This is a genomic window from Alteriqipengyuania triglochinis (assembly GCF_054655655.1).
In genome coordinates this window covers 1-23,275 of the sequence record NZ_BAAHNC010000002.1, presented here as the reverse complement: position 1 = coordinate 23,275, position 23,275 = coordinate 1, and the positions used below count along the sequence as shown (strand labels likewise).

At 67.0% G+C, this 23,275-nt stretch carries 27 protein-coding genes; 13 read left to right on the top strand and 14 right to left on the bottom strand.

Annotation, left to right across the window (positions count from 1 at the left end; all coding sequences use genetic code 11):
• Nucleotides 1-112: 112 nt before the first annotated feature.
• The gene (locus tag ACYQ0L_RS05825; RefSeq protein WP_459788084.1) at nt 113-961 is read left to right on the top strand and encodes a flagellin N-terminal helical domain-containing protein; all 849 of its coding nucleotides are present in this window, start codon (nt 113-115) and stop codon (nt 959-961) included.
• Nucleotides 962-1,679: 718 nt separating this feature from the next.
• On the opposite strand, the gene ACYQ0L_RS05820 is transcribed toward ACYQ0L_RS05825, so the two are convergent.
• Genes ACYQ0L_RS05820 through flgB form a run of 13 tightly spaced genes read right to left on the bottom strand, consistent with a single transcriptional unit; the run spans nt 1,680 to nt 11,275 of the window.
• Complete coding sequence (locus ACYQ0L_RS05820; RefSeq protein ID WP_459788083.1) at nt 1,680-2,501, bottom strand: flagellar motor protein MotB; 822 nt, start codon at nt 2,499-2,501, stop codon at nt 1,680-1,682.
• Between the two features lies 1 nt (nt 2,502).
• Nucleotides 2,503-3,366 carry a flagellar motor stator protein MotA gene (motA, locus tag ACYQ0L_RS05815; RefSeq protein WP_459788082.1) on the bottom strand — a complete coding sequence of 288 codons (864 nt, stop codon included), beginning with the start codon at nt 3,364-3,366 and terminating at the stop codon, nt 2,503-2,505.
• A 30-nt stretch (nt 3,367-3,396) separates the two neighbouring features.
• Nucleotides 3,397-4,317 (bottom strand): flagellar hook-associated protein FlgL, encoded by a 921-nt coding sequence (flgL, locus tag ACYQ0L_RS05810; RefSeq protein WP_459788081.1) that lies wholly within the window; start codon nt 4,315-4,317, stop codon nt 3,397-3,399.
• Nucleotides 4,314-5,651, bottom strand: a complete 1,338-nt coding sequence (gene flgK, locus ACYQ0L_RS05805) for a flagellar hook-associated protein FlgK (protein WP_459788080.1) — start codon at nt 5,649-5,651, stop codon at nt 4,314-4,316. The genes flgL and flgK overlap by 4 nt, the downstream gene beginning before the upstream one ends.
• Nucleotides 5,652-6,011 (bottom strand): rod-binding protein, encoded by a 360-nt coding sequence (locus ACYQ0L_RS05800; protein ID WP_459788079.1) that lies wholly within the window; start codon nt 6,009-6,011, stop codon nt 5,652-5,654. It lies immediately after the preceding gene.
• Nucleotides 6,008-7,105, bottom strand: a complete 1,098-nt coding sequence (locus tag ACYQ0L_RS05795) for a flagellar basal body P-ring protein FlgI (protein ID WP_459788077.1) — start codon at nt 7,103-7,105, stop codon at nt 6,008-6,010. Before ACYQ0L_RS05795 ends, ACYQ0L_RS05800 begins: the two co-directional genes overlap by 4 nt.
• A gap of 16 nt (nt 7,106-7,121) precedes the next feature.
• Complete coding sequence (locus ACYQ0L_RS05790; protein ID WP_459788076.1) at nt 7,122-7,793, bottom strand: flagellar basal body L-ring protein FlgH; 672 nt, start codon at nt 7,791-7,793, stop codon at nt 7,122-7,124.
• A 24-nt stretch (nt 7,794-7,817) separates the two neighbouring features.
• Nucleotides 7,818-8,606, bottom strand: coding sequence for a flagellar basal-body rod protein FlgG (gene flgG, locus ACYQ0L_RS05785; RefSeq protein ID WP_459788075.1), 789 nt, complete (start codon nt 8,604-8,606; stop codon nt 7,818-7,820).
• A gap of 17 nt (nt 8,607-8,623) precedes the next feature.
• The gene (locus ACYQ0L_RS05780) at nt 8,624-9,364 is read right to left on the bottom strand and encodes a flagellar basal body rod protein FlgF (protein ID WP_459788074.1); all 741 of its coding nucleotides are present in this window, start codon (nt 9,362-9,364) and stop codon (nt 8,624-8,626) included.
• 5 nt (nt 9,365-9,369) lie between these two features.
• A complete protein-coding gene (locus tag ACYQ0L_RS05775; RefSeq protein ID WP_459788072.1) occupies nt 9,370-10,179 on the bottom strand; it encodes a flagellar hook-basal body complex protein in 810 nt (269 codons plus the stop codon).
• 18 nt (nt 10,180-10,197) lie between these two features.
• Nucleotides 10,198-10,509: a flagellar hook assembly protein FlgD gene (locus ACYQ0L_RS05770; protein ID WP_459788070.1), complete on the bottom strand. Its 312-nt coding sequence runs from the start codon at nt 10,507-10,509 to the stop codon at nt 10,198-10,200.
• Nucleotides 10,509-10,925, bottom strand: coding sequence for a flagellar basal body rod protein FlgC (flgC, locus tag ACYQ0L_RS05765; protein WP_459788069.1), 417 nt, complete (start codon nt 10,923-10,925; stop codon nt 10,509-10,511). Before flgC ends, ACYQ0L_RS05770 begins: the two co-directional genes overlap by 1 nt.
• Nucleotides 10,926-10,927: 2 nt before the next feature.
• Entirely contained in the window at nt 10,928-11,275 is a 348-nt protein-coding gene (gene flgB, locus ACYQ0L_RS05760; protein ID WP_459788068.1) for a flagellar basal body rod protein FlgB, read from the bottom strand.
• Between the two features lie 187 nt (nt 11,276-11,462).
• Between flgB and ACYQ0L_RS05755 the strand changes: the two genes are divergently transcribed.
• From ACYQ0L_RS05755 to otsA, 11 genes are all read left to right on the top strand, one after another.
• On the top strand, nt 11,463-12,167 hold the full coding sequence (locus ACYQ0L_RS05755; RefSeq protein ID WP_459788067.1) for a MotA/TolQ/ExbB proton channel family protein: 705 nt from the start codon (nt 11,463-11,465) through the stop codon (nt 12,165-12,167).
• Complete coding sequence (locus ACYQ0L_RS05750) at nt 12,164-12,589, top strand: hypothetical protein (RefSeq protein ID WP_459788066.1); 426 nt, start codon at nt 12,164-12,166, stop codon at nt 12,587-12,589. The genes ACYQ0L_RS05755 and ACYQ0L_RS05750 overlap by 4 nt, the downstream gene beginning before the upstream one ends.
• A 65-nt stretch (nt 12,590-12,654) precedes the next feature.
• A complete protein-coding gene (locus ACYQ0L_RS05745; protein ID WP_459788065.1) occupies nt 12,655-13,179 on the top strand; it encodes a flagella basal body P-ring formation protein FlgA in 525 nt (174 codons plus the stop codon).
• A gap of 114 nt (nt 13,180-13,293) precedes the next feature.
• The gene (locus ACYQ0L_RS05740) at nt 13,294-13,578 is read left to right on the top strand and encodes a flagellar biosynthesis anti-sigma factor FlgM (protein ID WP_459788064.1); all 285 of its coding nucleotides are present in this window, start codon (nt 13,294-13,296) and stop codon (nt 13,576-13,578) included.
• 13 nt (nt 13,579-13,591) lie between these two features.
• Nucleotides 13,592-13,912: a hypothetical protein gene (locus ACYQ0L_RS05735; RefSeq protein WP_459788063.1), complete on the top strand. Its 321-nt coding sequence runs from the start codon at nt 13,592-13,594 to the stop codon at nt 13,910-13,912.
• Nucleotides 13,913-14,052: 140 nt separating this feature from the next.
• Complete coding sequence (locus tag ACYQ0L_RS05730) at nt 14,053-14,910, top strand: transglycosylase SLT domain-containing protein (RefSeq protein WP_459788062.1); 858 nt, start codon at nt 14,053-14,055, stop codon at nt 14,908-14,910.
• Nucleotides 14,907-17,048: a flagellar biosynthesis protein FlhA gene (locus ACYQ0L_RS05725; protein ID WP_459788061.1), complete on the top strand. Its 2,142-nt coding sequence runs from the start codon at nt 14,907-14,909 to the stop codon at nt 17,046-17,048. The genes ACYQ0L_RS05730 and ACYQ0L_RS05725 overlap by 4 nt, the downstream gene beginning before the upstream one ends.
• Complete coding sequence (locus ACYQ0L_RS05720; protein ID WP_459788059.1) at nt 17,045-17,767, top strand: sigma-70 family RNA polymerase sigma factor; 723 nt, start codon at nt 17,045-17,047, stop codon at nt 17,765-17,767. The genes ACYQ0L_RS05725 and ACYQ0L_RS05720 overlap by 4 nt, the downstream gene beginning before the upstream one ends.
• A 62-nt stretch (nt 17,768-17,829) precedes the next feature.
• A complete protein-coding gene (otsB, locus tag ACYQ0L_RS05715; RefSeq protein ID WP_459788058.1) occupies nt 17,830-18,585 on the top strand; it encodes a trehalose-phosphatase in 756 nt (251 codons plus the stop codon).
• Nucleotides 18,582-20,378: a glycoside hydrolase family 15 protein gene (locus tag ACYQ0L_RS05710; protein ID WP_459788057.1), complete on the top strand. Its 1,797-nt coding sequence runs from the start codon at nt 18,582-18,584 to the stop codon at nt 20,376-20,378. The genes otsB and ACYQ0L_RS05710 overlap by 4 nt, the downstream gene beginning before the upstream one ends.
• Nucleotides 20,375-21,748, top strand: coding sequence for an alpha,alpha-trehalose-phosphate synthase (UDP-forming) (gene otsA, locus ACYQ0L_RS05705; protein WP_459788056.1), 1,374 nt, complete (start codon nt 20,375-20,377; stop codon nt 21,746-21,748). The genes ACYQ0L_RS05710 and otsA overlap by 4 nt, the downstream gene beginning before the upstream one ends.
• 4 nt (nt 21,749-21,752) lie before the next feature.
• Here the strand turns inward: otsA and ACYQ0L_RS05700 are convergent, their stop codons facing one another.
• A complete protein-coding gene (locus tag ACYQ0L_RS05700; protein WP_459788054.1) occupies nt 21,753-22,448 on the bottom strand; it encodes a queuosine precursor transporter in 696 nt (231 codons plus the stop codon).
• 131 nt (nt 22,449-22,579) lie between these two features.
• On the opposite strand from ACYQ0L_RS05700, the gene ACYQ0L_RS05695 reads away from it, so the two are divergent.
• On the top strand, nt 22,580-23,275 hold a 696-nt coding region (locus ACYQ0L_RS05695), incomplete at its 3' end, for a Na+ dependent nucleoside transporter N-terminal domain-containing protein (protein ID WP_459788053.1).

The following is a 23,275-nucleotide window of genomic DNA, read 5'->3' as shown; positions in this document are numbered from 1 at the left end:
TCTTTCTGCGCCGGACCCTTAATTCCCGCCGATCCCTGCCGGTCTGTGTCCCAGCTGCTGCGAACCGATCCACCCCACGGCAGTGATTTTTTTTGTCAGGGAGACTTTGGAAATGAGCGTTATCAACACGAACATCAGCGCAATGAAGGCTGCGAATGCCTCGTCGTCGGCCAACAAGGCACTCGGCGTCGCGATGGAGCGTCTGTCCACCGGCAAGCGCATCAACTCCGCGAAAGACGATGCCGCCGGCCTCGCCATCGCGACCAGCATGACCTCGCAGGTCCGCGGCATGAGCCAGGGTATTCGCAACGCGAACGACGGTATCTCGATGGCGCAGACCGCCGAAGGTGCGCTGAACGAAGTGACCAACATGCTGCAGCGTCAGCGCGAACTGACCGTCCAGGCGTCGAACGGAACCTATTCGGGCACGGATCTCAACAACCTCAAGGCGGAGTTCACGGCTCTCACCACCCAGATTACGAGCATCGTGAGCAACACCGAATTCAACGGCCAGACGCTGTTCACCGGCGATGCCGGTAACGCAGGTGCCGTTCGCATCCAGGCCGGCGCGAACGCCGCCGACGATGTGACAATCGACCTGTCTGCCGATCTCGCTTCCGATGTCGCCGACGACACGTCGGCTCTCGGTGCGGCGGTCGCGGTGGACTTGGGCACCCTGACTGGTGACGGCTCGGAGCTTGCTCTGTTCGATACTGCAATCACGGCGGTCTCGACCGTGCGCGCCGGCCTCGGTGCTTCGCAGAACCAGCTCGAATCGGCGGTTACGAACCTCAACAACAACATCACCAACCTCTCCGATGCGCGTTCGCGGATCGAAGATACCGACTATTCGGCGGAAACGACTGCGCTGGCGAAGGCGCAGATCCTCAGTCAGGCTTCGGGCGCGATGCTTGCCCAGGCCAACCAGAGCCAGCAGAACGTCCTTTCGCTGCTGCGCTAAGTCCGCGAAAATTCCACTACCAACAGGCGGATGGCCCGTCGCTTTCGAGCGGCGGGCCATTTGCATTTGGGCAGCTGGCGGCGGGTGCAGGGGCACGGCCTTGCCGACCGACCGCTTCCGATCCCGCTTCGCAGCGATCCTGTGGCACAGGGGCGCGAGAGCGGCCGCGCAGGTTTGCGGTGACCGATCGTGCATGATTGGCTGTCGGCGTTCGAGGGCATCGCACCGGCGGCCCGCCTCAGCGGGCCCCTCGCGCCAGAGCCCCGCATGATACCGAGAAACCTGCAGGGGAAAGCACGCTGTTTGCGTCGGCCAGCCCATGCCGTCGCGCGCTCCTGGGCGGATCATGCGTGGCGGATCGGGTGGTAGGGCCGGGAGACTGGCGACCGGCGCCAGCGCTCTTTCCAGCGTCCTTCTTTCCCGCCGCGTGCCTTCTGTATCGACGGCGCTGCCAGACCTGGCGAAGACGCAGGACATCGCTCGGCGGGCAAGGCGATTGCGCTCTGTCGCACGCCTCATCCCGCGGGCAGGCACCCGTTCTTCCCGGTGCTCTGACAGAAGGCGAAATATATCACTTTGTTAACTATAGATTCGCTGCCCGGAATGGTCGGGAGCGGTTCGATGTTAACCAATGCTCAGCTTTTGTGCGGGTGCGAACATGCCCGGTCGGCGCCCCTGCCACGATTCGCTCGCGGCTGACGGGGCGGGCGGCCCGGAGTCAGCGGGCGAGGACGATCGAGATGCGGCGGTTGCGCGGGTCTGCAGGATCGTCCTTCACCAGCAGTTCGGTATCGGCGACGCCTTCGATCCGGCGGAAGCTCGCATCGGGAATGCCTTCGTTCATCAGCGCCTGCCGGGTGGCCTCGGCCCGTCCGGCGGACAGCGACCAGTTGTTGACCCGCCCCGGATGCTTCCACCGCAGGCTGTCGGTATGGCCGCGTACGATGATCTTGCGATCCTCCGGCTCGATCGCCAGCGCGATCGCATGCAGCAGCGCGGATGCTTCGCGCGTCAGCACGGTGGTGCTGAGGTTGAACATCGAGAAATCGGCATCGTCGACCAGGTCGATCCGCACGCCCTCGGTCGTGTCGACCATCTTCACCTGGCTCATCAGCTTGGCGAGCTTGGGGTCGCTTTCGAGCTTTTGCCGCGTGCGTGCGGTGATCCGCTCGATCATCCGGGTGGCTTCCCTGGGCCCGCCGGTCGCATCGCGGGGAATGGTGAGGTCCTTGCTGCCCGTCTGCCCCAGGCGGTTCGGATACGGGTCGACATCGGTCAGCGATTCGCCGGAAAGCAGACCACTCGCCCCAGCGCCGCTATCCTTGATCTTGACCAGCGTGGGCGCGAAATAGTCGGCCAGGCCCCGGCGCTGGTCGTCGGTCGTCGCGCCGAGCAGCCATAGCAGCAAGAAGAAGGCCATCATCGCGGTCACGAAGTCCGCATAGGCGACCTTCCATGCCCCGCCGTGATGGCCGCCCTCGACTACCGTCACCTTCTTGACGATGATCGGCGCCAGATTGTCGCCCCGGCCCGCCGACATGTCAGCGGCCCCGCAGCGCGTCGAGCAGCTCGGTCAGGCCCGGGCGGACCGAGTGGCCGAGGCCGGAGCGCGCGCTTTCCACCACCAGCGGCTGCGGGTGGCCGTAGAGCGATGCGATGATGACCTGCTTGACCGCGTGGAAGATCTGCTCGTCCTGCTCCAGCACCTGCTTGAGGCGGCTGGAGAGCGGGCCGACGATGCCGTAGGCCAGCAGCACACCCAGAAAGGTGCCGACCAGCGCCGCGCCGATCATCTTGCCAAGGATTTCCGGCGGCTTGTCGATCGAGCCCATCGTCTTCACCACGCCTAGCACGGCGGCGACGATGCCCAGCGCGGGCAGCGCGTCGGCCAGCGATTGCAGCGCGTGCTGGGGTTCGTGCAGCTCGTGGAAATGGGTCTTCATCGCATTGTCCATCACCTCTTCCACCGCATGGGTGTCGAGCGTGCCGGACGAAACGACCAGCAGGGTCAGCGTGTCGCTGACGAGCGCGATCAGCGGCTTGTTCTTCATGAGGTTGGGATAGGCGCCGAAGATCTCCGAGCTTTCCGGCTCGTTGACGTGGCTTTCCAGCGCCACGGGACCATCGGTCTTGAGCACCTTCATCAGCTGGGTGGTCAGTGCGATGGCATCGATATGGTCCTGCTTGGTGTGCTGCGGGCCCTTGAAGATCTTGCCGAACGCGCCGCCGATCGCCTTGAGGTGGTCGAGCGAATTGCCCGCCACCAGCGCGCCGACCGCGGCCCCGCCGATGATCATCATCTCGTAGGGCAGGGCATGCAGCACCGGGCCCATCGCGCCGCCGCTCAGCACGAATCCGCCGAAGACCATCACCAACAGAACAACAATGCCGATAATCGCGTACATAAGTCAGAAAGTCCCCAGAAGGTCGCGCGATCAGCGCAGCATGGAAAACAGGTTGAGGCTGGCGAGCTTCACGAAGCTGGCCTGGCTCGCCTCGAGCACGGTCAGCATTTCGTTGAGGCGGGTCATGGTGACCGCAGGGTCAGCGCCGCCGACCGAGCCGCGTTCTTCGGTAATCCGCTCGACATTATCGACCCGCCGCTCGTCCATGATCTCGACCCAGGCGAGACGCGAGCCGAGCACGGTCTGCGCGGTCGTCACCTTTTCGAACCCGGTGTCGAGCATCGACATTCCGTCGCGCGCCGCCTCCGCTGCGGCCTGGCCGCCGCCGCGGATCGCGGTGGAGAGCGCGGCCAGTTCGGCAAACAGGTCGGAAGGGGCACCGCTGGAGTTTTCGAATGCAAACACCTGCGGACCGGTGTTTCCGGGGACGATCGACTGCCCATCGCCGATCTCGACCGGGTCGAGCGTGGCGGTGCCGACATAGGTCGCCGCGCCGGTGCCCGCGTCGATCGCGTAGGCATTGCCGGCGGCCTGCCCGCCGAACAGCGCATGGCCGGAGGCATTGCGGCCATTGGCGATGCCCAGCAGACTGGCGCGCAGGCCGTCGAGTTCGGTGGCGATCGATCGGCGCTGCTCGTCGCTGGTAGTATCATTGGCCGCCAGCAGCGCCAGTTCGCGCGCCCGGCTGATCATCGTGGTGATCTGGCTGAACGCCTGTTCGGCGAACTTGAGGTTGTTCTCCGCAGTTTCCGAATTGCGCAGGTCGACCTCGCTCATGCGCTCCTCGCGGTCGAGCATGCGCAGGCGCGAAGCGGCCACGGGATCGTCCGAGGATCGCTCGATCCGCTCGCCCGTGCCGAGCTGCTGCTGCAGGCTTTCGGCCTTCGCACGCAGCGCCCCGATCTGGGTGGCCGAGCGTTCGTAGAAGGCTCCGGTACTCAGGCTGATCATCGGCCGACTCCAAGCAGGGTATCGAAGATGTCGCTCGCCACCTGCATCGCCCGGCCCGATGCCTGGAATGCCTGCTGGAAGCGGATGAGGTTCGCCGCCTCGTTGTCGAGATCGACGCCCGACTGTTCTTCCAGCGCGATCCGGGCGGAGGAGGCGATGGTCTCCAGCGCGCCCTGCGTCACCGCCCGTCCGGCGACCTTGCTAGAGACGTCGAACAGGATCGAGTTCACGTTGTCGGCGGGCTTGGCGGCGTTCAGCGCCTGCCGCATGTCGACGAGATTCTGCTGGTCGCGCTCGTTCGCGGGCGATCCCGCCGGCGCGGTCGCAAGGCCCGCCCCGCTGGTGAGCGTCACGCGCAGCGTGGCGGCGGTGGTGCCCGCGAACATCGACTGCCCGGCACTTCCGTCGAGCGCGACGCCACTGGCCTGCGCGGCGTTGATCGTCGTGGCGAGCGAGTTTGCCGCCGCGTCGAGGCGCGTGCGGACCGCCGCCAGATCGCTCAGTGCGAGCGAGGCGCCCGTCAGACTGCCCGAACCCGGTGCGATCGCCTGCCCGTCGACGGCAAAGGACAAGGTGCCATCCGCCGCGGCCGCCGAGGTCAGCGTGCTCGCGCTGCCGCCGTTGACGAAGGGGGTGGCAGGCGATCCTATTCCCACCGCGACCGTGCCATCGGACCCGAAATTCGTGGTGATGCTGGCAATCGCGCTCATCCGTTCCAGCAGGTTGTCGCGCTGATCGAGCAAAGCTGCCTGGTCGTTGCTGCCGCTTCCGGCGCGCGCCAGCCTCAGGTTCAGTCGCGCCAGCTCGTCGCCGAAGGTGTTCATATCGGCGACGTCGGCAGCGGCGTCGAAGCGCAGCCCATCGCCGACCGATTCGAGGCTGCTGGCGGTGATGTTGAACTTGTTCGCCATCGTATCCGCCGCGCCCAGCACGGCGGCGCGGCGGGCGCTGTCGGTCGGGTCTCCGGCGAGCTGCTGCAGGCTGGCCTCGAATTCGACGATCGAGCTGAAGATGTCGGATTTCTCGACCGCAGCCTCGATGTTTTGCAGGCCCGCCAGCTCGACATTGGCACGCTGCAGATCGGCCTGCGTGCGGCGCAATTCGGCCTGGCGGAAGGCATCGGCGTTGCGCCGGACGCCAGCGACGCGCGACCCAGAGACGGAGATATCGCCGCCGCGCCCCGCGATGCTGCCGCCCGAGACCTCTTCGATCCGGACGCTGCGGCGCACGTAACCATCGCTCGACGCATTGGCGATGTTGTTCGCCGTGATTTCGAGCGCGCCGCGGGCGGCCCGGGCGCCGCTAGCGCCGATGGAGAGCAGATCGGATGCCATTTATCCCTCGCTTGTGCCTGTCGGCCCTGCGGGCAGGAACCGGGCGAGCTGGCGCTCGATCGAATCCGCGAAGCCCAGCTGGCCCGATTGGGCTGCAATGTCGGCGAAGCGTTCGTCGCGCATTTGCGTGAAGGTGTCGTCGCTGCCTTCGAACAGGTCGTCGCCGCCGAAATCGGTCGCGCGGGAAGAGGCCAGCATCTGCCGCAGGAGGATCGCTTCGAAAGCCTGCGCCGCCTCGCGCAGTTCGGCGCGCTGATCGGTCGCGGCGGTGCCCGGACCGCCATCTGGACCGAGCACGGGGCCGCCCACGGGGGCCGGCTGGCGGACGAGCGAGAAGTCGGGTGCGCCCAGCGGGGTCATATCACCACCACCTCGGCGGTCAGCGAACCCGCCTGCTTGAGCGCTTCGAGGATCGCGACCAGGTCCGCCGGGCTCGCGCCGAGCATGTTGAGCGCGTCGACCACATCGGCCAGGTTCGCCCCGGCGGGCAGCGGCGTGACGTAGCCGCCGCTCTGGCGAGCCTCGATAGTGCTGTCGGGCTCCACCGCGGTGCGTCCGCGAGAGAAGGGTGCGGGCTGCACGATCGTCGGGTTCTCGTCGATCCGGACGACCAGGCTGCCATGGCTCACCGCGGCAGGCGCGAGGCGCACCGCGCTGGAGATGACGATCGTGCCGGTACGGCTGTTGACGATCACCTTGGCGGCCCGTTCGGCGGGCGTGATGCCCAGCATCTCGATCTCGGCCATGATCGTCGCACGGGTGTCGGCCCCCGGCGGCAGGGCGAGGGCGAGCGTGACCGCATCCTCGATCCGGGCCATGCCGGGGAAGCGTTCGTTGATCGCGTCGCGCACGCGGCTGATGGTGAGGAAATCGGCGTGGTACATGTTCCAGCGCAGCACTTCGGTGAAATCGAAATTGGTGCTCACCGCGCGTTCGACGCTGGCACCGTCCGAAATGCGGCCCACGGTCGGCACGTTGACGGTCAGCTTGGACCCGTCATTGGCCGAGATGCCGAGCCCGCCGACGGTCAGGTTGCCCTGCGCCATCGCGTAGATCTCTCCATCCGCACCGTAGAGCGGCGTCAGGATCAGCGCGCCGCCGCGCAAGCTCTTGGCCTTGCCGATGGTCGATACGGTGATGTCGATCCGCTGGCCGGGCTTAGCGAAGGCGGGCAGTTCGGCGGTGATCAGCACCGCCGCCGCGTTCTTCAGCGCCGGATTGACGCCCGGAGGCAGTTGCAGCCCGAGGCGGCCCGAAACGCCGCGCATCGCCTGCGTCGCATAGGCGAAATTGTCGTCGCCCGTCCCGTCGAGGCCGACGACGATGCCGTAGCCGGTCAGCTGGTTGGAACGGACCGACTGGAACTGGCCGATGTCGCGCACACGCTCCGCCGACGCAGCCGAGGGCAGGGCCATCGCGATGCAGGCGGCGAGCAGGGTGAGGATGCGGATCATGGTCTTTCGCTCCCGATCAGAACGGCGAAACGGCGTTGAAGAAGCGCGAGAGCCAGCCGGGTTTGCTCGACTGCTGGACGGCGCCCTTGCCGCTGTAGGAGATGCGCGCGTCGGCGACGCGGATCGAGGAAATGCGATTGTCGTAATCAATGTCGGAGAGGCGGATGATGCCGGAGACCTGGACCCATTCCTCGCCCTGGCTGAACTGCATCACCTTCTCGCCCCGGACGAGGGCGGTGCCGTTCGGGCGGACTTCGGCGATGGTCACGGTCAGGTCGCCGCGCAGGGTCGAGGTCTGGGCGGCGGTGCCCGACCCGTTGAAATCTGCGCTGGCCGAGGCGGTCAGGTCGGCATCGTCGATCGGGATGAAGGCGGGCAGGTCGACGCTGGCGCCCCCGTCGCGGCTGGTCTTGCCGCTGGTCGCCTTGCTGGTGCTGGTGCGTTCGATCAGGACGATGGTGACAAGGTCGCCGACCCGCGATGCGCGGTTGCCGTTGTATAGCGGAGCGTACCCTTGCGAGGCCTGGTAGATCGCGCCGTCGGTCGCCGGCGGCGGTGCATAGGCCTCGGCCGGAACCGGAGGCAGTGCCGCTGCAAACCCGACGGGACGCGTTGCCCCGCCGCACGCCGACAGCGCGAGCGTAACGGGCAGCATGACGGGCAGGGCGATAAGGATGCGGGTGTTCATGAAGATCGGCCTCGCGCGGTCTGATTAGAGGGTCTGGTTCGCGTTGCGCAGCATCTCGTCGACGGCGGAGACCATCTTGGAGCTGATCTCGTAGGCGCGCTGCGCCTCGATCATCGCGACCAGTTCCTCCACGATATTAACGTTCGATCCCTCCAGCATGCCCTGCCGGACCTGCCCGCGACCGCCTTCGCCCGCGACGCCCAGTTCGGCGGCACCGCTGGCGGCAGTTTCGGCGAGGAAGTTGTCGCCGATGGCTTGCAGGCCCGCCGGGTTGGTGAAGCGGGCGATCTGGATCTGGCCCAGCTCGGTCGGCTCGCTCTCCCCGCCCACGGTTGCGGTGACGGTGCCGTCGGGGGCGATCGCGATGGCAGTCGCGCCTTCGGGCACGGTGATTTCGGGCTGCACGGCAAAGCCCTGCTGGGTGACCAGCTGGCCTTCGGCGGAACGGGTGAAGTTGCCCGCCCGGGTGTAGCCCGTGCGGCCGCCGGGAAGCGCGATCTGGAAATAGCCGTCGCCGTCCAGCGCGAGGTCGAGCGCATTGCCCGTGTTGTCGAGCGTGCCCTGCGTCATGATCTGGCTGGTCGACTGGATCGACACGCCGGTGCCCAGGTTCAGCCCGGTGGCGTAGGCGGTCTCGCCCGAAGAGCGCTGCCCGGCGACGCGCGCGTCCTGATAGGCAAGCGTCGCGAAGTTGGCGCGGTCGCGCTTGAACCCGGTGGTGCCGACGTTCGCCAGATTGTTGGCGATCACCCGCATGCGGGCGTCCTGCGCTTCGAGCCCGGTGCGGGCGACCTGGAGGGCGGATGTGGGCATTGCTAAAAGTCCTTGGTTTAGGTGAGACGCATCAGCTGCGCGCCGCTCTCGTCGAGCTGGCGGGCGGTCGACACCATCTTGGAGCGCATCGCGTAGAGGCGCTGTTCTTCGATCATCGCGACCAGCACTTCGGTCGGCTTGACGTTGGACTGCTCCAGCGCGCCGGTCTGCACACGGGCCTCGGCATCGGTCGGCAGGATGCCGCCGCCCTCGACCCGGAACAGGCCGTCGAGACCCTTGGCGATGGGCGAGCCTTCCCAGCTCGCCAGCTTGATCCGGCCGACCTCGGCGGGCGGCTGGTCGGGTGCTTCGGGATCGGTCCGGGTGACCGTGCCGTCTTCCGAAATGGAGATTCGGCCACCCGGTGGGACCGTGATCGGTCCCGTGTCCCCCAACACCGGGTGGCCTTCTCCTGTCACCAGCAGCCCCGTGGCCGACAGCGACAAATCTCCGCGACGGGTATAGGCTTCCGTCCCGTCGTCCGCCTGCACCGCCATCAGCGACTCGGTCGCCATGGCAAGGTCGAGATCGCGGCCCGTCTCGATAATTTCTCCGCCCGTCATATCCGCGCCTGTGACGCGTGCGGTCTGCATCGCACGTGCCTCGTTCGGGAGGCCTTCGATGGTCATCGCGCGCTGCTCGATCAGCTCGGCCCGGAAGCCCAGCGTGTTCGTGTTCGCCATGTTGCTGGCGATCGCGCGCTGCCGATCCATCGAGGCCTGCATCCCCGAAAGCGCGGTATAGATGAGGCGGTCCATCTCGCTCAGCTCCGCAGGTTGATGACGGTCTGCGAGAGCTGGGTCGCGGTATCGATCGCCTTGGCGTTGGCCTGGAAGTTGCGCTGCGCGGTGATCAGGCCGACGAGTTCTTCGGCAATGTCGACATTCGAACGCTCGAGCGCGCCCGAGCGCAGCGGGCCGAACTGGCCTGCGCCCGGTTCGCCATAGGTCGCCGCGCCCGACAGGCCGCTGCTTTCCCAGTTGGACGAACCGACCGGCTTGAGGCCGCCGGGCGAGATGAAGGAGGCGAGTGCGACCTTGCCCACCGGCTCGATCGAGCCATCGGCGTAGGATACGTTGACGGTGCCGTCCTTGCCCACGGTGATCCCGGCATATTTGGCCCCGGCCGCATTGGCCGGCGGAACGGTGGCGTCGCCCAGCGTGTTGGAGGCGACCGTGCCGTCCGGATTGGTCGGGAAAACCTGCAGGCGGTTGCCGTCGTTATCGGTGATGTTGCCCGATCCGTCGATCATGAACGATCCGGCACGGGTGTAGAGCGTGCCGCCGGTCTCGCCGCGCATGGTGAAGAAGCCGTCGCCGGTGATCGCCATGTCGAGCGCGGAGCCGGTCTGTTCGATCGGGCCGAGGGAGAAATTCTGCGTGATCGCCTCGACCGAGGCACCGATGCCTTGAATCGTGCGCGGGTTGGACGTGGACGATCCGGCGACGATTTCGGCGAATTCGGTGCGCGCGCGCTTGAACCCGTAGGTTTCCGAGTTGGCGATGTTATGCGCGATGGTGCCGAGTGAAGACTGCGCGTTCTTCATCCCGTTGAGCGAGGTGTAAAAGGACATTGGTGCGGCTCCTTGTGCTTATGCGTCGTTGGCGGCGGAGCTGTCGCCCGCAGCCTGGGCGGCGATGAGGGCGTCGAGCTTGTCGACGATCTTGCTCAGCGTCTCGTTGGTCTCGGTGGTGCCGGCGAGCGAGGAGAACTGCGCCATCTGCGCCAGCATCTCCTTGTTATCGACCGGCTCGAACGGATCCTGTTGCTGGACCTGGACGGTCAGCAGCCGGAGGAAGTCGGCCTGGCCCAGCTGGTCCATGGTCCGGCCGCGCACCGCTTCCTGGCTGGCGGCCGAGGCCGTGGCCGAAGCCGCACCGCCATAGGGGTTCACACTGCTCATCATTTCATCCTCATGGTTTCGAGCATCAGCTGCTTGGCGGTGGACATCGCCTCGATCATGTTGCTGTACTGGCGCGAGGCTTCGAGCATCTCGATCATCTCGGCATTCTCATCGACCGGCGATTCCCAGACATCGCCGTTCTCGTCGGCCAGCGGATGGCTCGGATCGTGGCGGCGTACGGGGGCGACATCGGCGCGCACGACGCTCTCGACGCGAACCGAACTGAGGCCGCTCTGCTTGTCGAGTTCTTCGGCGAAGACGGTGCGCATTGGGCGGAAAGCGTCGGCCTCGCTGCCTGCGACGCTGCCCGCATTGGCGAGGTTGGACGCGGCGGTGTTCATGCGGACCATCTGCGCGGACATCGCGCGATGGCCCATCTGGAACATCGTCATCGGGCCGCTGGCGTTTCCGGGCATCGTCATTCCCCCCTGATCGCGCGGGTGAGCGTTTCGACCCGGCCGCGCAGGAAGCCCAGCGTGGCGGTGTAGGCGACCGCATTTTCGGCGAAGGCGGCCTGCTCGGTCGCCATCTCCACGGTGTTGCCGTCGAGGCTGGCCATGGTCGGAATGCGATAGACGGTCGCCCGCGATGCCGCCGTCTCGGTCTCGCTGCCCCCGAGGCGCGCGGCGAGCGCGGCACCGAAATCGATGTCGCGCGCCTTGTAGCCGGGGGTCCCCGCATTCGCGATGTTGGAGCCGAGCACGCCCATGCGCTGCGCACGCACTTCCAGTGCCGCTCCATGAATGCCGAAAAGGCCTTCGCTCATTGCTTCGTCTCCGCCTGGGTTGGTGGACGTGTCGTGTTCGCCGGTATCTAAGCAAGGGGCGTGCCAGTTGCCGTGAAAGGCGCAGAAACGCTGCCGTTGGTGCCGTGCGCGGCAAGCGCTTGCCGGTCGGCGGCAAAAATCGGGCGGCGGCGCTGAAAAACCGCCGATCGCGGTCGTCCTATGGGGCGTGGACAAGATCGCGACCTTGATGGAGCATTGGCTGGACCCGGCCGCTCTCGCCATCGTGCTGGGCGGCACCGTGCTCGCCACGCTGCTGCGCTGCGGCCCGGCGGAAGTTGCGCTGGCCCTGCGCAAGGTTGGCGGCCTCGTGCGGCCGGCATTCGATCCGGCGCGCGCGAAGGCGGACCTTTCGCAGCAGATCCGCAATATCGGCAGGGACGGCCTGCTGGGCGCGGAGCTCGTGACGATCGACGACACCGAGTTCGACGGTCTTGCCGGAGCGCTGATCGCGCGGCGATCGCTCGACGGCCTTCATGCCGAGCACGAGGCTCACGCACGCGCCCGGGCCGAGGCGGCGGAGACGGCGACGCGGGTGCTCGGCGATGCGGCGGAACTTGCCCCGGTGCTGGGGCTGGCCGGCACGCTGGTCGCGCTGGGGACCATGCCTGCCGACGCGAACGATACAGGGATGACCGGCGCGATCGCGATGGCGGTCGTCACCACGCTCTATGGCATTGCAGCCGCGAACTTCCTGTTCGGCCCGCTGGCTGCGGCTATCGCCCGGCGCGCCGCGGGAGAGGAGCGTGCGCGGCAGGAGCTGCTCGACTGGCTGGAGAATGCGGTCGCGCGCAATGTCGCCCCCGCGCCGCGCCGCCCCCGGGTGGTGGCAGAAAACCCGCTTGCTCCGGAAGGCCTGCGGAAGGCCTCGTGAGCATTCGCGGGCTCAATGGCTGGCAGACGACGCTCGCCGATCTGGCGCTGATCCTGTTCGTGGTCGTCGCAGCCGCGCATCGCGAGGATCGCGGGGAGGCCGTGCCGCAAGATGCGACCGCCGATGCGGCCCCCACGGCGCTGGGCCAGCCGATGGGCGTGTTCCGCCCGGGTGGGGACGCCGATCTGGCGGGCTGGCTGGCGACGCAGGATCTCGACCGGGGTGAAATCGCGACCGTGATCGTCCGGTACCGGCCGGGGCGTGCGGCCGACGCGGTGCGCGAGGCGACCCGGCTGATCGCACAGATCGAGGATACGGGTCAGGAGGCGCGCCTGATGGTCGAGCCGGCCGCGGTGCCGGAGACGCTGGTCGTGATCGCACATGATCGCCCGATTCCAGGTGGCACGGAAATTGCACAATAGCGGCTATTGAAAAGACGGGCGCAATGCCTGTCCATGCCACGCAATTTTCCGGAGCATCTGCGATCATGCTGAAATTTTCCGCACTCCTCGCACTCGGGCTCGGCGCCCTTGCGGCCCCTGCGAACGCCAATGCCGGTGCGCCGATGGACCCGGCCGAGATCGACCGGGCGGTGATGCAGTTCACCGGCGCGCCGATCGGCCACCCGGGCGGCGCGCGCCTGCCGGTCGACCGGCGCATGCGCCTGAACCCGTGCGGCGTGCCGCTGCAGCTCGAATGGTATGGCAAGCACCGCGACAGCGTGCAGGTGCTGTGCCCCGATGCCGGCTGGCGCATCTATGTCGCTGTGGCGCAGGCCCCGCAGCCCGCGGAGCAGGCCGAACCGGGGACGGGCGAGATCGTCGTCAGCCGGGGTGAGACCGTGTCGATCATCGTCGCGGGTGGCGGGTTCTCGCTCTCGCGGCAGGCGGTTGCCCTCGAAGAGGGGGCGATCGGATCGTGGATCAAGGTCCGCCCGACGCAGGACAGGAAGGCCGACCCGGTCAGCGCACAGGTCGTGCGCCCTGGCCAGGTCGCCGTCAGCCTGCGCTAGATTGCGCTCCCGGCAAAAAATGTTGCCGGGACCTTAAAGTCGGGTGAAGCCCGCCGTTATAAGTCGCGTGATGGCCGTTCGCCCGTGGACGGATAGACAAGTGGAGCACACGCAATGCGAGATTTCGGATTGCCGGAAATCGGAGGGACGAGGGCGCTGCGCCAGGGCGTTGCCCCGGTAGAGCGTGTCTCCGCAGTCCGCCGGCCCGCCGACGAGGCGGTTGCCGCAGACGCGATGAGCGCGATCAGCAAGCCGGACGCGGGTGACGATGCTCCGGTAGATGCCGATCGCGTGGCCGCCATCCGCTCTGCGATCGAGGCTGGCACCTATCGGCTCGCCCCGGACGAAATAGCCGAGGGCATTATCGGCTGCGGTCTGTTCAAGTCCTCAGGCGAATAGGGGCGGCAAGGATATGAACACGCGCACCGCCTTGCGGCAAATGCTTGCCCTGCTCGAAGGCGAACGGCAGGCCCTTGCCGCCCTCGACATCGAACGCATCACCACATGTTCGAACGGCAAGATGGAGCTGTGCGACCAGCTGGAAAGGGTGCGCCCGGAAGAGCTCGACGAGGAATGCCTCGGCCTGCTCGACGCGGTGCGCCGCCTGAACACGATCAACCGCCGTCTGCGCAACCTGATCGCCAGCAATGTGCAGTCGCGGCTCGATTCGATGGCCGGTGCGGCGGGCACCTATAATCGATCCGGCCCGGCATCGGTGGCGCACACGTTCTGAACGCCGTTCCGGCAAAATTCATATTCTGGCACGCTTATTGCTTTTGATCCCGGGATAGCAATTCCCCGGGAGGTCGAGTGCCCACCGCCAGTCCAGTACCAGCCGCGTCGCCTGCGCCTGTACCCGTCACGAGGGAGGACGTGCGCGCGTCCATCGCGCGTGCCTCGCAGAGCACGGGGGTCGACTTCGACTACCTGCTGGCCCAGGCGAAGCTCGAATCCGGGCTCGATCCCGATGCCAAGGCGCGCACCTCCAGCGCCACCGGCCTCTACCAGTTCATCGATTCCACGTGGCTGCGCACGATCGACCGCCACGGCTCCAAATACGGCTATAGCTGGGCGAGCGAGCAGATCGCACCCGGCGGCAGCGTCGCCCATCGCGGCACGCGCGACCAGCTCCTCTCGCTGCGCTACGATGCCGATGCTTCCGCGCTGATGGCGGCCGAGCTCGCGCGCGACAATTCCGACGGTCTGCGCGGCTTCCTCGACCGCGATCCCGAACCGGCGGAACTCTACCTCGCGCATTTTCTGGGCCTGGGCGGCGCGCAGAAATTTCTCGGGGCCTACCGGACCGATGCCGGCCAGTCCGCCGCCGCACTGATGCCCAAGGCGGCCAGCGCCAACCGGCCGATCTTCTACGATAACGGCCGGGCGCGCTCGGTCGCCGAGGTGATGAGCCTGATGCAGACCAAGGTCGCCAATGCGATGGAGCAGGGCGGGGCGATGCCGTTCGCCCCCGGAGGCCCGGTCGTGATGGGGGCAGGCGCCGGGGGGCTCGGCGCGGAATTCGCGCAGGCCCGCTACGCCAGCACCGCGATGATGCCGGGCCGCACCACGCGCGCCGCTTCGGCAGGCGGACCCGCCACCCCGCAAACGCGGCCTTCGATGGCGGAGACGCTGCGCGCCACCTTCGCCGGGGCGGACGGGACCGATGTCGGTAGCCGTGCCCGCGCGCGGATCGATGCCGCCTATGGCAAATTCGAGGCGTTCGGCCTGTGAAGCTGCCCGCCTTCGTCTCGCCCGCGCTCGCGCTGCCCACCGGGATCCTCGCGATCATCGTCCTGATGGTCCTGCCGATCCCGGCGCTGATGCTCGACCTGTTCTTCGTGCTCAATATCGCGCTGTCGGTCTCGATCCTGATGGCCGCGATGAATGCGCAGAAACCGCTCGACTTCTCGTCCTTCCCCTCGGTCCTGCTGTTCGCCACGCTGATGCGCCTTGCATTGAACGTCGCCTCGACCCGCATCGTGCTCCTCAACGGGCACGAGGGCGGCGATGCGGCGGGGAAGGTGATCGAGGCGTTCGGCGCCTTCCTGATCGGCGGCAATTTCGCGGTCGGCCTGATCGTGTTCATCATCCTGACGATCATCAACATGGTCGTCGTGACCAAGGGCGCGGGCCGCGTGTCCGAAGTGACCGCGCGCTTCACGCTGGATGCATTGCCCGGCAAGCAGATGGCGATCGACGCCGATCTTGCCGCCGGGCTGCTGACCGCGGACGAGGCCAAGGCCCGCCGCCGCGAGATCGCGACCGAGGCCGATTTCTACGGGTCGATGGATGGTGCCAGCAAGTTCGTGAAGGGCGATGCGATCGCCGCGCTGCTGATCCTGATCGTCAACGTGCTCGCCGGGCTGGTGCTCGGCATGGCGAGCCACGGCCTTTCGGCAGGCGAAGCGGGCGCGATGTACGTCACGCTGGCGGTGGGCGATGCGCTGGTCGCCTCGATCCCGGCGCTGCTTCTGTCGATCGCCGCTGCCGTGATCGTCACCCGCGTCTCCGACACGCGCGACCTGACCGGCCAGATCGGCGGGCAGCTGGCGGATTCCAAGATCTGGCTGCCGGTCGGCTGTATCCTCGGCGCGATCGGCTGCATTCCGGCAATGCCGCAGATGATATTCCTGCCGCTGGCTGCGGGCGCCCTGCTGCTGTGGCGCGCGCTGCGCAAACGCGAGCTGGCGGCCGCGGTCTTCGTGCCCGAGCCGGAGGAAAAGCCCGATCCCTCGCGCATCACGATCGGGGAAGTGTCCGACCAGACGCTGGTGACGATCCAGCTCGGCTACGGGCTCGTCCAGCTGGCCGACGACAGGAACGGCGCGCCGCTGGTCGCCCGCCTGACCGGCCTGCGCAAGCAGATGTGCCAGTCCTTCGGCTTCGTGATCCCGCAGTTCCGCATTGCCGACAGCTTCGACATCGCGCCCGACGAATACCGCATCATGCTCGGCGGGGCGCCGGTCGGGTCGGGCACGCTGCGCAGCGGGCGGCTGCTCGCGATCGACACCGGCGAGGTGCTCGACGGGCAGGTGCTGCGGGGCGAGCCGACCAAGGACCCCAGCTTCGGGTGCGATGCCAAGTGGATCGACGCGGGTTCGCGCGATCTCGCGGTGGCCGAAGGCTATCTGGTGGTCGATCCCGAAAGCGTCATCGCGACGCAGGTCCACCAGCTGCTGGCGGGCCGCGCGGCGGAGCTGCTGGGGCCGGACCAGGTGCGCGAACTGCTCGACCTGCTGCGCGAACGCCATGCCCAGCTCATCGAGACGATCACGCCGCAGCCGCTCTCGCTCGCCGCGATCACCGCCGTGCTCAAGGCCCTGCTGGCCGATGGCATCTCGCTGACCCACTCGGTGCGCGTCTTCTCCAGCCTGTCGCAGGCGGCGCAGCGCACGGGCGACCCGGCACAGATCGTCGAGCTGATGCGGGCCGACCTCGGCACGATGCTGGTCGGCACCATCTGCGGCCCGAACGAACGGCTGCCCGTCGTCACGCTGGCCGCCCAACTCGAAGAGATGGTCGTGGGCGGAATGCAGGATCCGACCACGGGCGAGATCGTGATCGAGCCCGATCTGGCGCGCTCCATCGGGGAACGCATCTCGGCCCTGCTGCGCGAGCGGCCGCCGGGCGCGATCACGCCCGCGCTGGTCGTCCAGCCGCGTGCCCGCCGCGCTCTGGCGGGCCTGCTGAAGCTGCGCGCGCCCGGCATGCTCGTCCTGTCGATCAACGAACTGCCTGCGGCCCAGCCGATCGAGGTGGTCGCGGTGATCGGTGACGAGGCCGAACAGCAGGCAGAGCGGCACCAGCCGCAGCTTCCGCCGCCCGAACACCCGTCGCAGTTGCAACCCGCCGAGGCGCTTGCCGCATGAAGCACGACCAGACCCTTTTCGCCGCCCGCCGGGCCTATGGCTCCACCATTCAGGACAAGGTGACCCAGTTCCTGCCGCTCGTGCGCAAGCTCGCGTGGTATTATCAGGGGCATGGCAGCACCACGGTCGATATCGACGACCTGATGCAGGCGGGGATGATGGCCCTGACCGAAGCGGCCCAGCGGCACGACCGGCCGAGCGACGATGGCTTTGCCGCCTACGCCAAGATGCGCGTGCGCGGCGCGATGGTCGATCTGCTGCGCGGCCAGTCGCACCGCCCCCGCAGCGCGGCCGGCTGGACGCGCAAGCGCGACGTGGCGGAGCAGGCCCTGCGAACCGAGCTGGGCCGCGCGCCCAGTGCCGCCGAAATGGCGCGGGCGATGGAAATGCCGCTCGACCGGTACGAGGCGATGCGCTTCGCGGCCTCGACCAGTGCGACCTCGATCGAGGAATGCTATTCGGACAGCGACGGCGCCTTCGGCGACCACCGACCCGATCCCGAGCAGACCCTGCTGGCGAGCGAGGATACCTCGGTGCTGAGCGGTGCCATCGCTGCCTTGCCGGAACGGCTGCAACTGGTCCTGAAACTCTATTTCGTCGAGGAACTGAACCTCAACGAAATCGCGGCGGTCCTCGGCGTCAGCGTGCCGCGCGTGCACCAGCTCAAGGCCGATGCGCTCAAGAAGGCGCGGGTCGCGATGGTGGGGCAGACGGCCTAGCGGGCGGGCCGGGGCACGGCGAAGGTTGCACTGCAACATGCCCTGCCTCTATGGCATGGGGCATGGCATCAGCCGCATCAGGTTCAGGCGACCTCGCACCCCCGCCACCCTTGGGTGAAATCGCGCGGCTTGCGCTGTTTCTCGACTTCGACGGAACGCTGGTCGATCTCGCGGCCACGCCCGACGGCATCGACGTGCCCGATCATCTGGCCGCCGCGCTCGAACGCAAGGCCGCCCAACTGGACGGGCGGCTGGCGGTCGTGACCGGCCGCTTCATCGACGATATTCGCGGGCACCTGCCCGAATGCTCCGTGGTGATGAGCGGATCGCACGGGGCCGAGGTCACGAGCCCCGACGGTTCCCCGGTTGCCGAGCGCGAAGTGCCCCGTGTCTCCGACGATGTTATCGCCGAGACGCGCAACTTCGCGGGCAGCGTGCCCGGTCTCGTGGTCGAGAAAAAGGCGCTCGGCGTCGGCATGCACTACCGCGAATGTCCGGACCGCGCGGATGATATCCTCTCCTTCGCGCGCGACCTGGCGGCGCGGCACGGGCTGCATCTGCGCGAGGGCAAGATGCTTGCCGAGCTGACCACGACCGATGCCAACAAGGGCGACGGCGTGCGCCATATCATGCGCAACGCGCCTTTCGCGGGCGCGACGCCCGTGTTCGTCGGCGACGACCTGACCGACGAGGACGGTTTCGCCGCAGTGGAAGATCTCGGCGGCTTCGGCGTGCTCGTGGGGGAGATGCGGGAAACAAAAGCCCGCTATCGCTTGTTCGATGTCGAAGCGGTTCATCAATGGCTGGAGTTGGAATGACGCAAACCCCCCGTAGCTCTCTCGAACTCTGGCCGGTTGGCAATTGTCAGGTCACCGGCCTGATCGACGAAGCGGGCGGTCTCGTCTGGGGGTGCGTGCCCCGTGTCGATGGCGATCCGGTGTTCTGTTCGCTGATGAACGGCGACAACCAGGACACGGGCGTGTGGCGGATCGAGCTGGAGGATTTCGCCTTCGCCACGCAGGAATATCTGCGCAACACGCCGATCCTGAAGACCCGGCTGGAAGCGAAGGACGGCAGTGCGGTCGAGATCATCGACTTCGCGCCGCGCTTCCGCAGCTCGGGCCGGATGTATCGCCCGGTCGCGTTCGTGCGGATCGTACGCCCGGTCGCGGGCACGCCGCGGATCACGGTCAATTGCACGCCGATGAAGAACTATGGCGAGGCGCCGGCCGCGACCACCAACGGAACCAACCACATCCGCTATCTCGTCGGCCAGCAGGCGCTGCGCCTGACGACCGATGCGGCGGTCGGCTATGTCCAGGAGAAGCGCACCTTCCGGGTCGAGAGCGACCTGCACTTCTTCCTCGGCCCGGACGAGCCGTTCGGCGGCAATGTCGGCCACGAGCTGGAGACGATGCTCGAGCTGACCGACCATTACTGGCGGCACTGGGTGCGTGGGCTTGCGACGCCGATGGAATGGCAGGACGCGGTAATCCGAGCGGCGATCACGCTGAAGATCTGCCAGCACGAGGAAACCGGCGCGATCGTGGCAGCGCTGACGACCTCGATACCCGAAGCGCCCGGGAGCGAGCGCAACTGGGACTATCGCTACTGCTGGATCCGCGATGCCTATTACACCGTCCAGGCGCTGAACCGGCTGGGCGCGCTCGACGTGCTGGAAAAGTATCTCTCCTACCTGCGCAATATCGTCGACAACGCGAAGGGCGGGGCGGTGCAACCGCTCTATTCGGTGATGGGCGAGCCCGAACTGACCGAGAGTTTTGCCGAAAACCTCGCTGGCTATCGCGGCATGGGCCCGGTGCGAAAGGGCAATGCGGCCTTCAGCCAGGTCCAGCACGACGCCTATGGCCAGATCGTGCTGCCCACCGTGCAGGCCTTCTTCGACCAGCGGCTGTACCGCATCGCCGGGGAAGACGATTTCGACAGCCTAGAGAAGGTCGGCGAGATGGCGTGGAAGATGCACGACCAGCCCGATGCAGGCCTGTGGGAGTTCCGCACCCGGCAGGAGGTCCACACCTATTCGGTCCTCATGAGCTGGGCGGCGTGCGGCCGCATCGCCACCGTCGCGGAGCGGCTGGGCAAGATGGACAAGTTCGCCTTCTGGCGGGACCGGGCGGCGATCATCCGCGCCCGGATCGAGGACGAGGCTTGGCACGAAGAAGGCCAGCACTATGCCTCCGCGCTCGGCGGCAGCAACCTCGACGCGAGCCTTCTCCAGATGATCGATCTGGGTTTCCTCAAGCCCGAGGACGAGCGTTTCCAGAAGACCTTCGCCGCGATCGAGAAAGGTCTGCGGCGCGGCGAACACATGCTGCGCTACGATGCCGAGGACGATTTCGGCCTGCCCGAGACCGCGTTCAACATCTGCACCTTCTGGCTGATGGAAGCGCTGCACCTCGCCGGGCGCGAACAGGAGGCGCGCAACCTGTTCGAGACCATGCTGTCGCACCGTACGAGGTCGGGCCTGCTGTCCGAAGACCTCGATTTTAACAATGGCGAACTCTGGGGCAATTTCCCCCAGACGTACTCTTTGGTGGGTATCATCAACTGCGCCACGCTGCTGTCCCAACCCTGGAGTGTCATCCGATGAGCCGACTGATCGTCGTATCGAACCGCGTTTCCGTGCCCAAGGCCCGCGGGGCCGCCGGATCTCAGGGCGGTCTGGCGGTGGCGCTCGGCTCTGCGCTCAAGGAACGGCGCGGAATCTGGTTCGGCTGGTCGGGCAAGGAAACCGACACCTTCACCGGCGACCTCAACATGCAGAAGAACGATGGCGTCACCACCGCCACGATCGATCTGGAATCGCAGGACGTCGACGAATATTACAACGGCTACGCCAACCGCACGCTGTGGCCGCTGTTCCACTACCGCGTGGACCTGGCCGAATACGAAAGCGGCTTCGGCAAGGGCTACGAGCGGGTCAACCAGCGCTTTGCCGACAGCCTCGGCCCGCTGATCGATCCCGAAGACATGGTCTGGGTGCACGACTATCACCTGATGCCGCTCGGCAGCCGGCTGCGCGAACGCGGCAACAAGAACCGGATCGGCTTCTTCCTCCACATCCCGTGGCCGCCGCGCAATCTGCTGGTCGCGCTGCCGTTCCACGAACGGCTGGTGCTGACCATGCTCGACTACGACCTGATCGGTTTCCAGGACGAGGAATCGGTCGACAGCTTCCTCGGCTATTGCCGCAAGGAACTGCAGGCCGACGTCTCCGACGATGGCACCGTCACCTACGACGGACGCTCGGTGAAGGTCGCCGCCTTTCCCATCGGGCTCGACTACGACGAATTCCTCGAAGGGGGGCAGACCGGCGCCGCGCGGCAGGCGGAGCAGCGCATGCGCTCCAGCTCGCGGCACCGCAAGGTCATCATCGGGGTCGACCGGCTCGACTATTCGAAGGGCCTGCCCGAACGCTTCGATGCGCTGGGCCGCTTCTTCGACACCTATCCCGACCGGGTGAAAGAGACGCTCTACGTCCAGATCGCGCCGCCTTCGCGGCAGGACGTCGCGACCTACCAGCGCATCCGCAACACGCTCGAACAGAAGGCGGGCCAGATCAATGGAGAGCGTTCGGAGGTCGACATGGTGCCTATCCGCTACGTCAACCGCGGCTATTCCCGGCAGGAGCTGTTCGGTATCTACCGCTCGGCCCATGTCGGGCTGGTCACGCCGCTGCGCGACGGAATGAACCTGGTGGCGAAGGAATATGTCGCCGCGCAGGACCCCGAAGACCCCGGCGTGCTCGTCCTTTCGCGCTTTGCGGGCGCGGCCGAGCAGCTGACCGATGCGGTGCTGATCAATCCCTACAGCATGGAAGAAACCAGCGAGGCGATTCGCGAGGCGATCGACATGCCGCTGGACGAGCGCAAGGCGCGGTGGGAAAAGCTGAACGAGGTGATCAGGACCGCCAATGTCGAACAGTGGCGCGCCGATTTCGTCGAAGCGTTGAGCGCCTGACGCCCTAGCGGGCTGCAAGCTCGCGCGTGCCGTCGCCCGCCAGCCGCACCAGCACCCAGATGATCAGCGGAACGAACACGAAGCTGAGCACGACCTTGGCGATCGCCTGCCCGATCAGCAGCGGCACGATGTCGAACTGGCCGTAGAAGGCGACGGTGATGAAGATCAGCGTGTCGACCGCCTGGCTGATCGCCGAGGCGAAGCCGCCGCGCAGCATCATCCAGAAGCCCCCGCCATTTCCGCGCCCTTCCGTGTTCTGGCCGCGGAGCCGTTCGAACAGCCACACGTTGAGGAACAGCGACACGCCATAGGCGATCGGCCCGGCGATCATGATCCGCCCGGTCTGGCTCAGCACGGTTTCGAACGCAGCGAGGTTTTCGACCGGCATCTGCGGGCTGGGCGGCAGGGCCAGCACGACCTGAATCAGCAGGATCGACAGGCCGAGCGGCGCGAAGCCCCACAGGACCAGCCGGTTGGCGATGGCGCTGCCGTAAACCTGCGCGATGGCGCTGGAGATCGCGACCAGCATCAGGAAGGCGAAGATGCCCGATTCGACCGCAAGGGTCGTGAAACCGAGCGGGAGGGCGATCTGCTTGAAGCCGAGCACGCCTGCCAGCACCGTCATGCCGCCATAGAGCAGAGCGAAGACGAACAGCGGGCGGGGAAGTGCGGGCGGAGGGGCCGTACGGGTCTGATCCATCGCCAAGGGCTTATGATCGCTTGGCGAAAAAGGGAAGATGCCGGGAACCGATTTGCCCGACTGCGAATTGACTACCCTTCGCGAAAAGGCGAAGGGGCGATCTCCTCCCGCAGACGACCCGAAAGCCATCTATGCCGCCAGTGCTTGCCAGCCTGCTTGGGATCGTCGCGATCCTTGCCTTCGCCTTTCTGCTATCCAATGCCAAGCGGCATATCCGCCTGCGGGTCGTCGCATCGGCTTTCGCGTTGCAGGCGCTACTGGCCTTCCTCATTCTGCGTACCTCGGGCGGGCGGCTGGTCATCCGCGAGATGAGCAACGGCGTTGCCGCGTTGCTCTCTTACGCGGATGCCGGCACCGCCTTCCTGTTCGGGGCGGACAATCCGCTGGAAAACACTTTCGCGCTGGGCGCGCTGCCGGTGATCGTGTTCTTCGCCGCGCTCGTCTCGATCCTCTACCATCTCGGCATCATGCAGCTGGTCGTACGCTGGCTGGGCGGGGCGATCGGCTTCCTCACCGGCATCAGCAAGGTCGAATCACTGGGGGCGGCTGCCAACATCTTTGTCGGCCAGTCGGAAAGCCCGCTGGTCGTGCGGCCCTATCTCGCCGCGCTCGCGCCCAGCCGCCTGTTCACGCTGATGACCGTCGGCATGGCGGGCGTCGCGGGGACGATCCTCGCGGCCTACGCGGGCCTTCTGGGCAACGAGTACCTGCCCTTCCTGCTCGCCGCGGCCTTCATGTCCGCGCCCGGCGGCATCCTGATGGCGAAGATCATCATGCCCGACGTGGGGGCGGCCGCGCCCCCGGCGGCGGGGGTGCTGGCCCTGCCG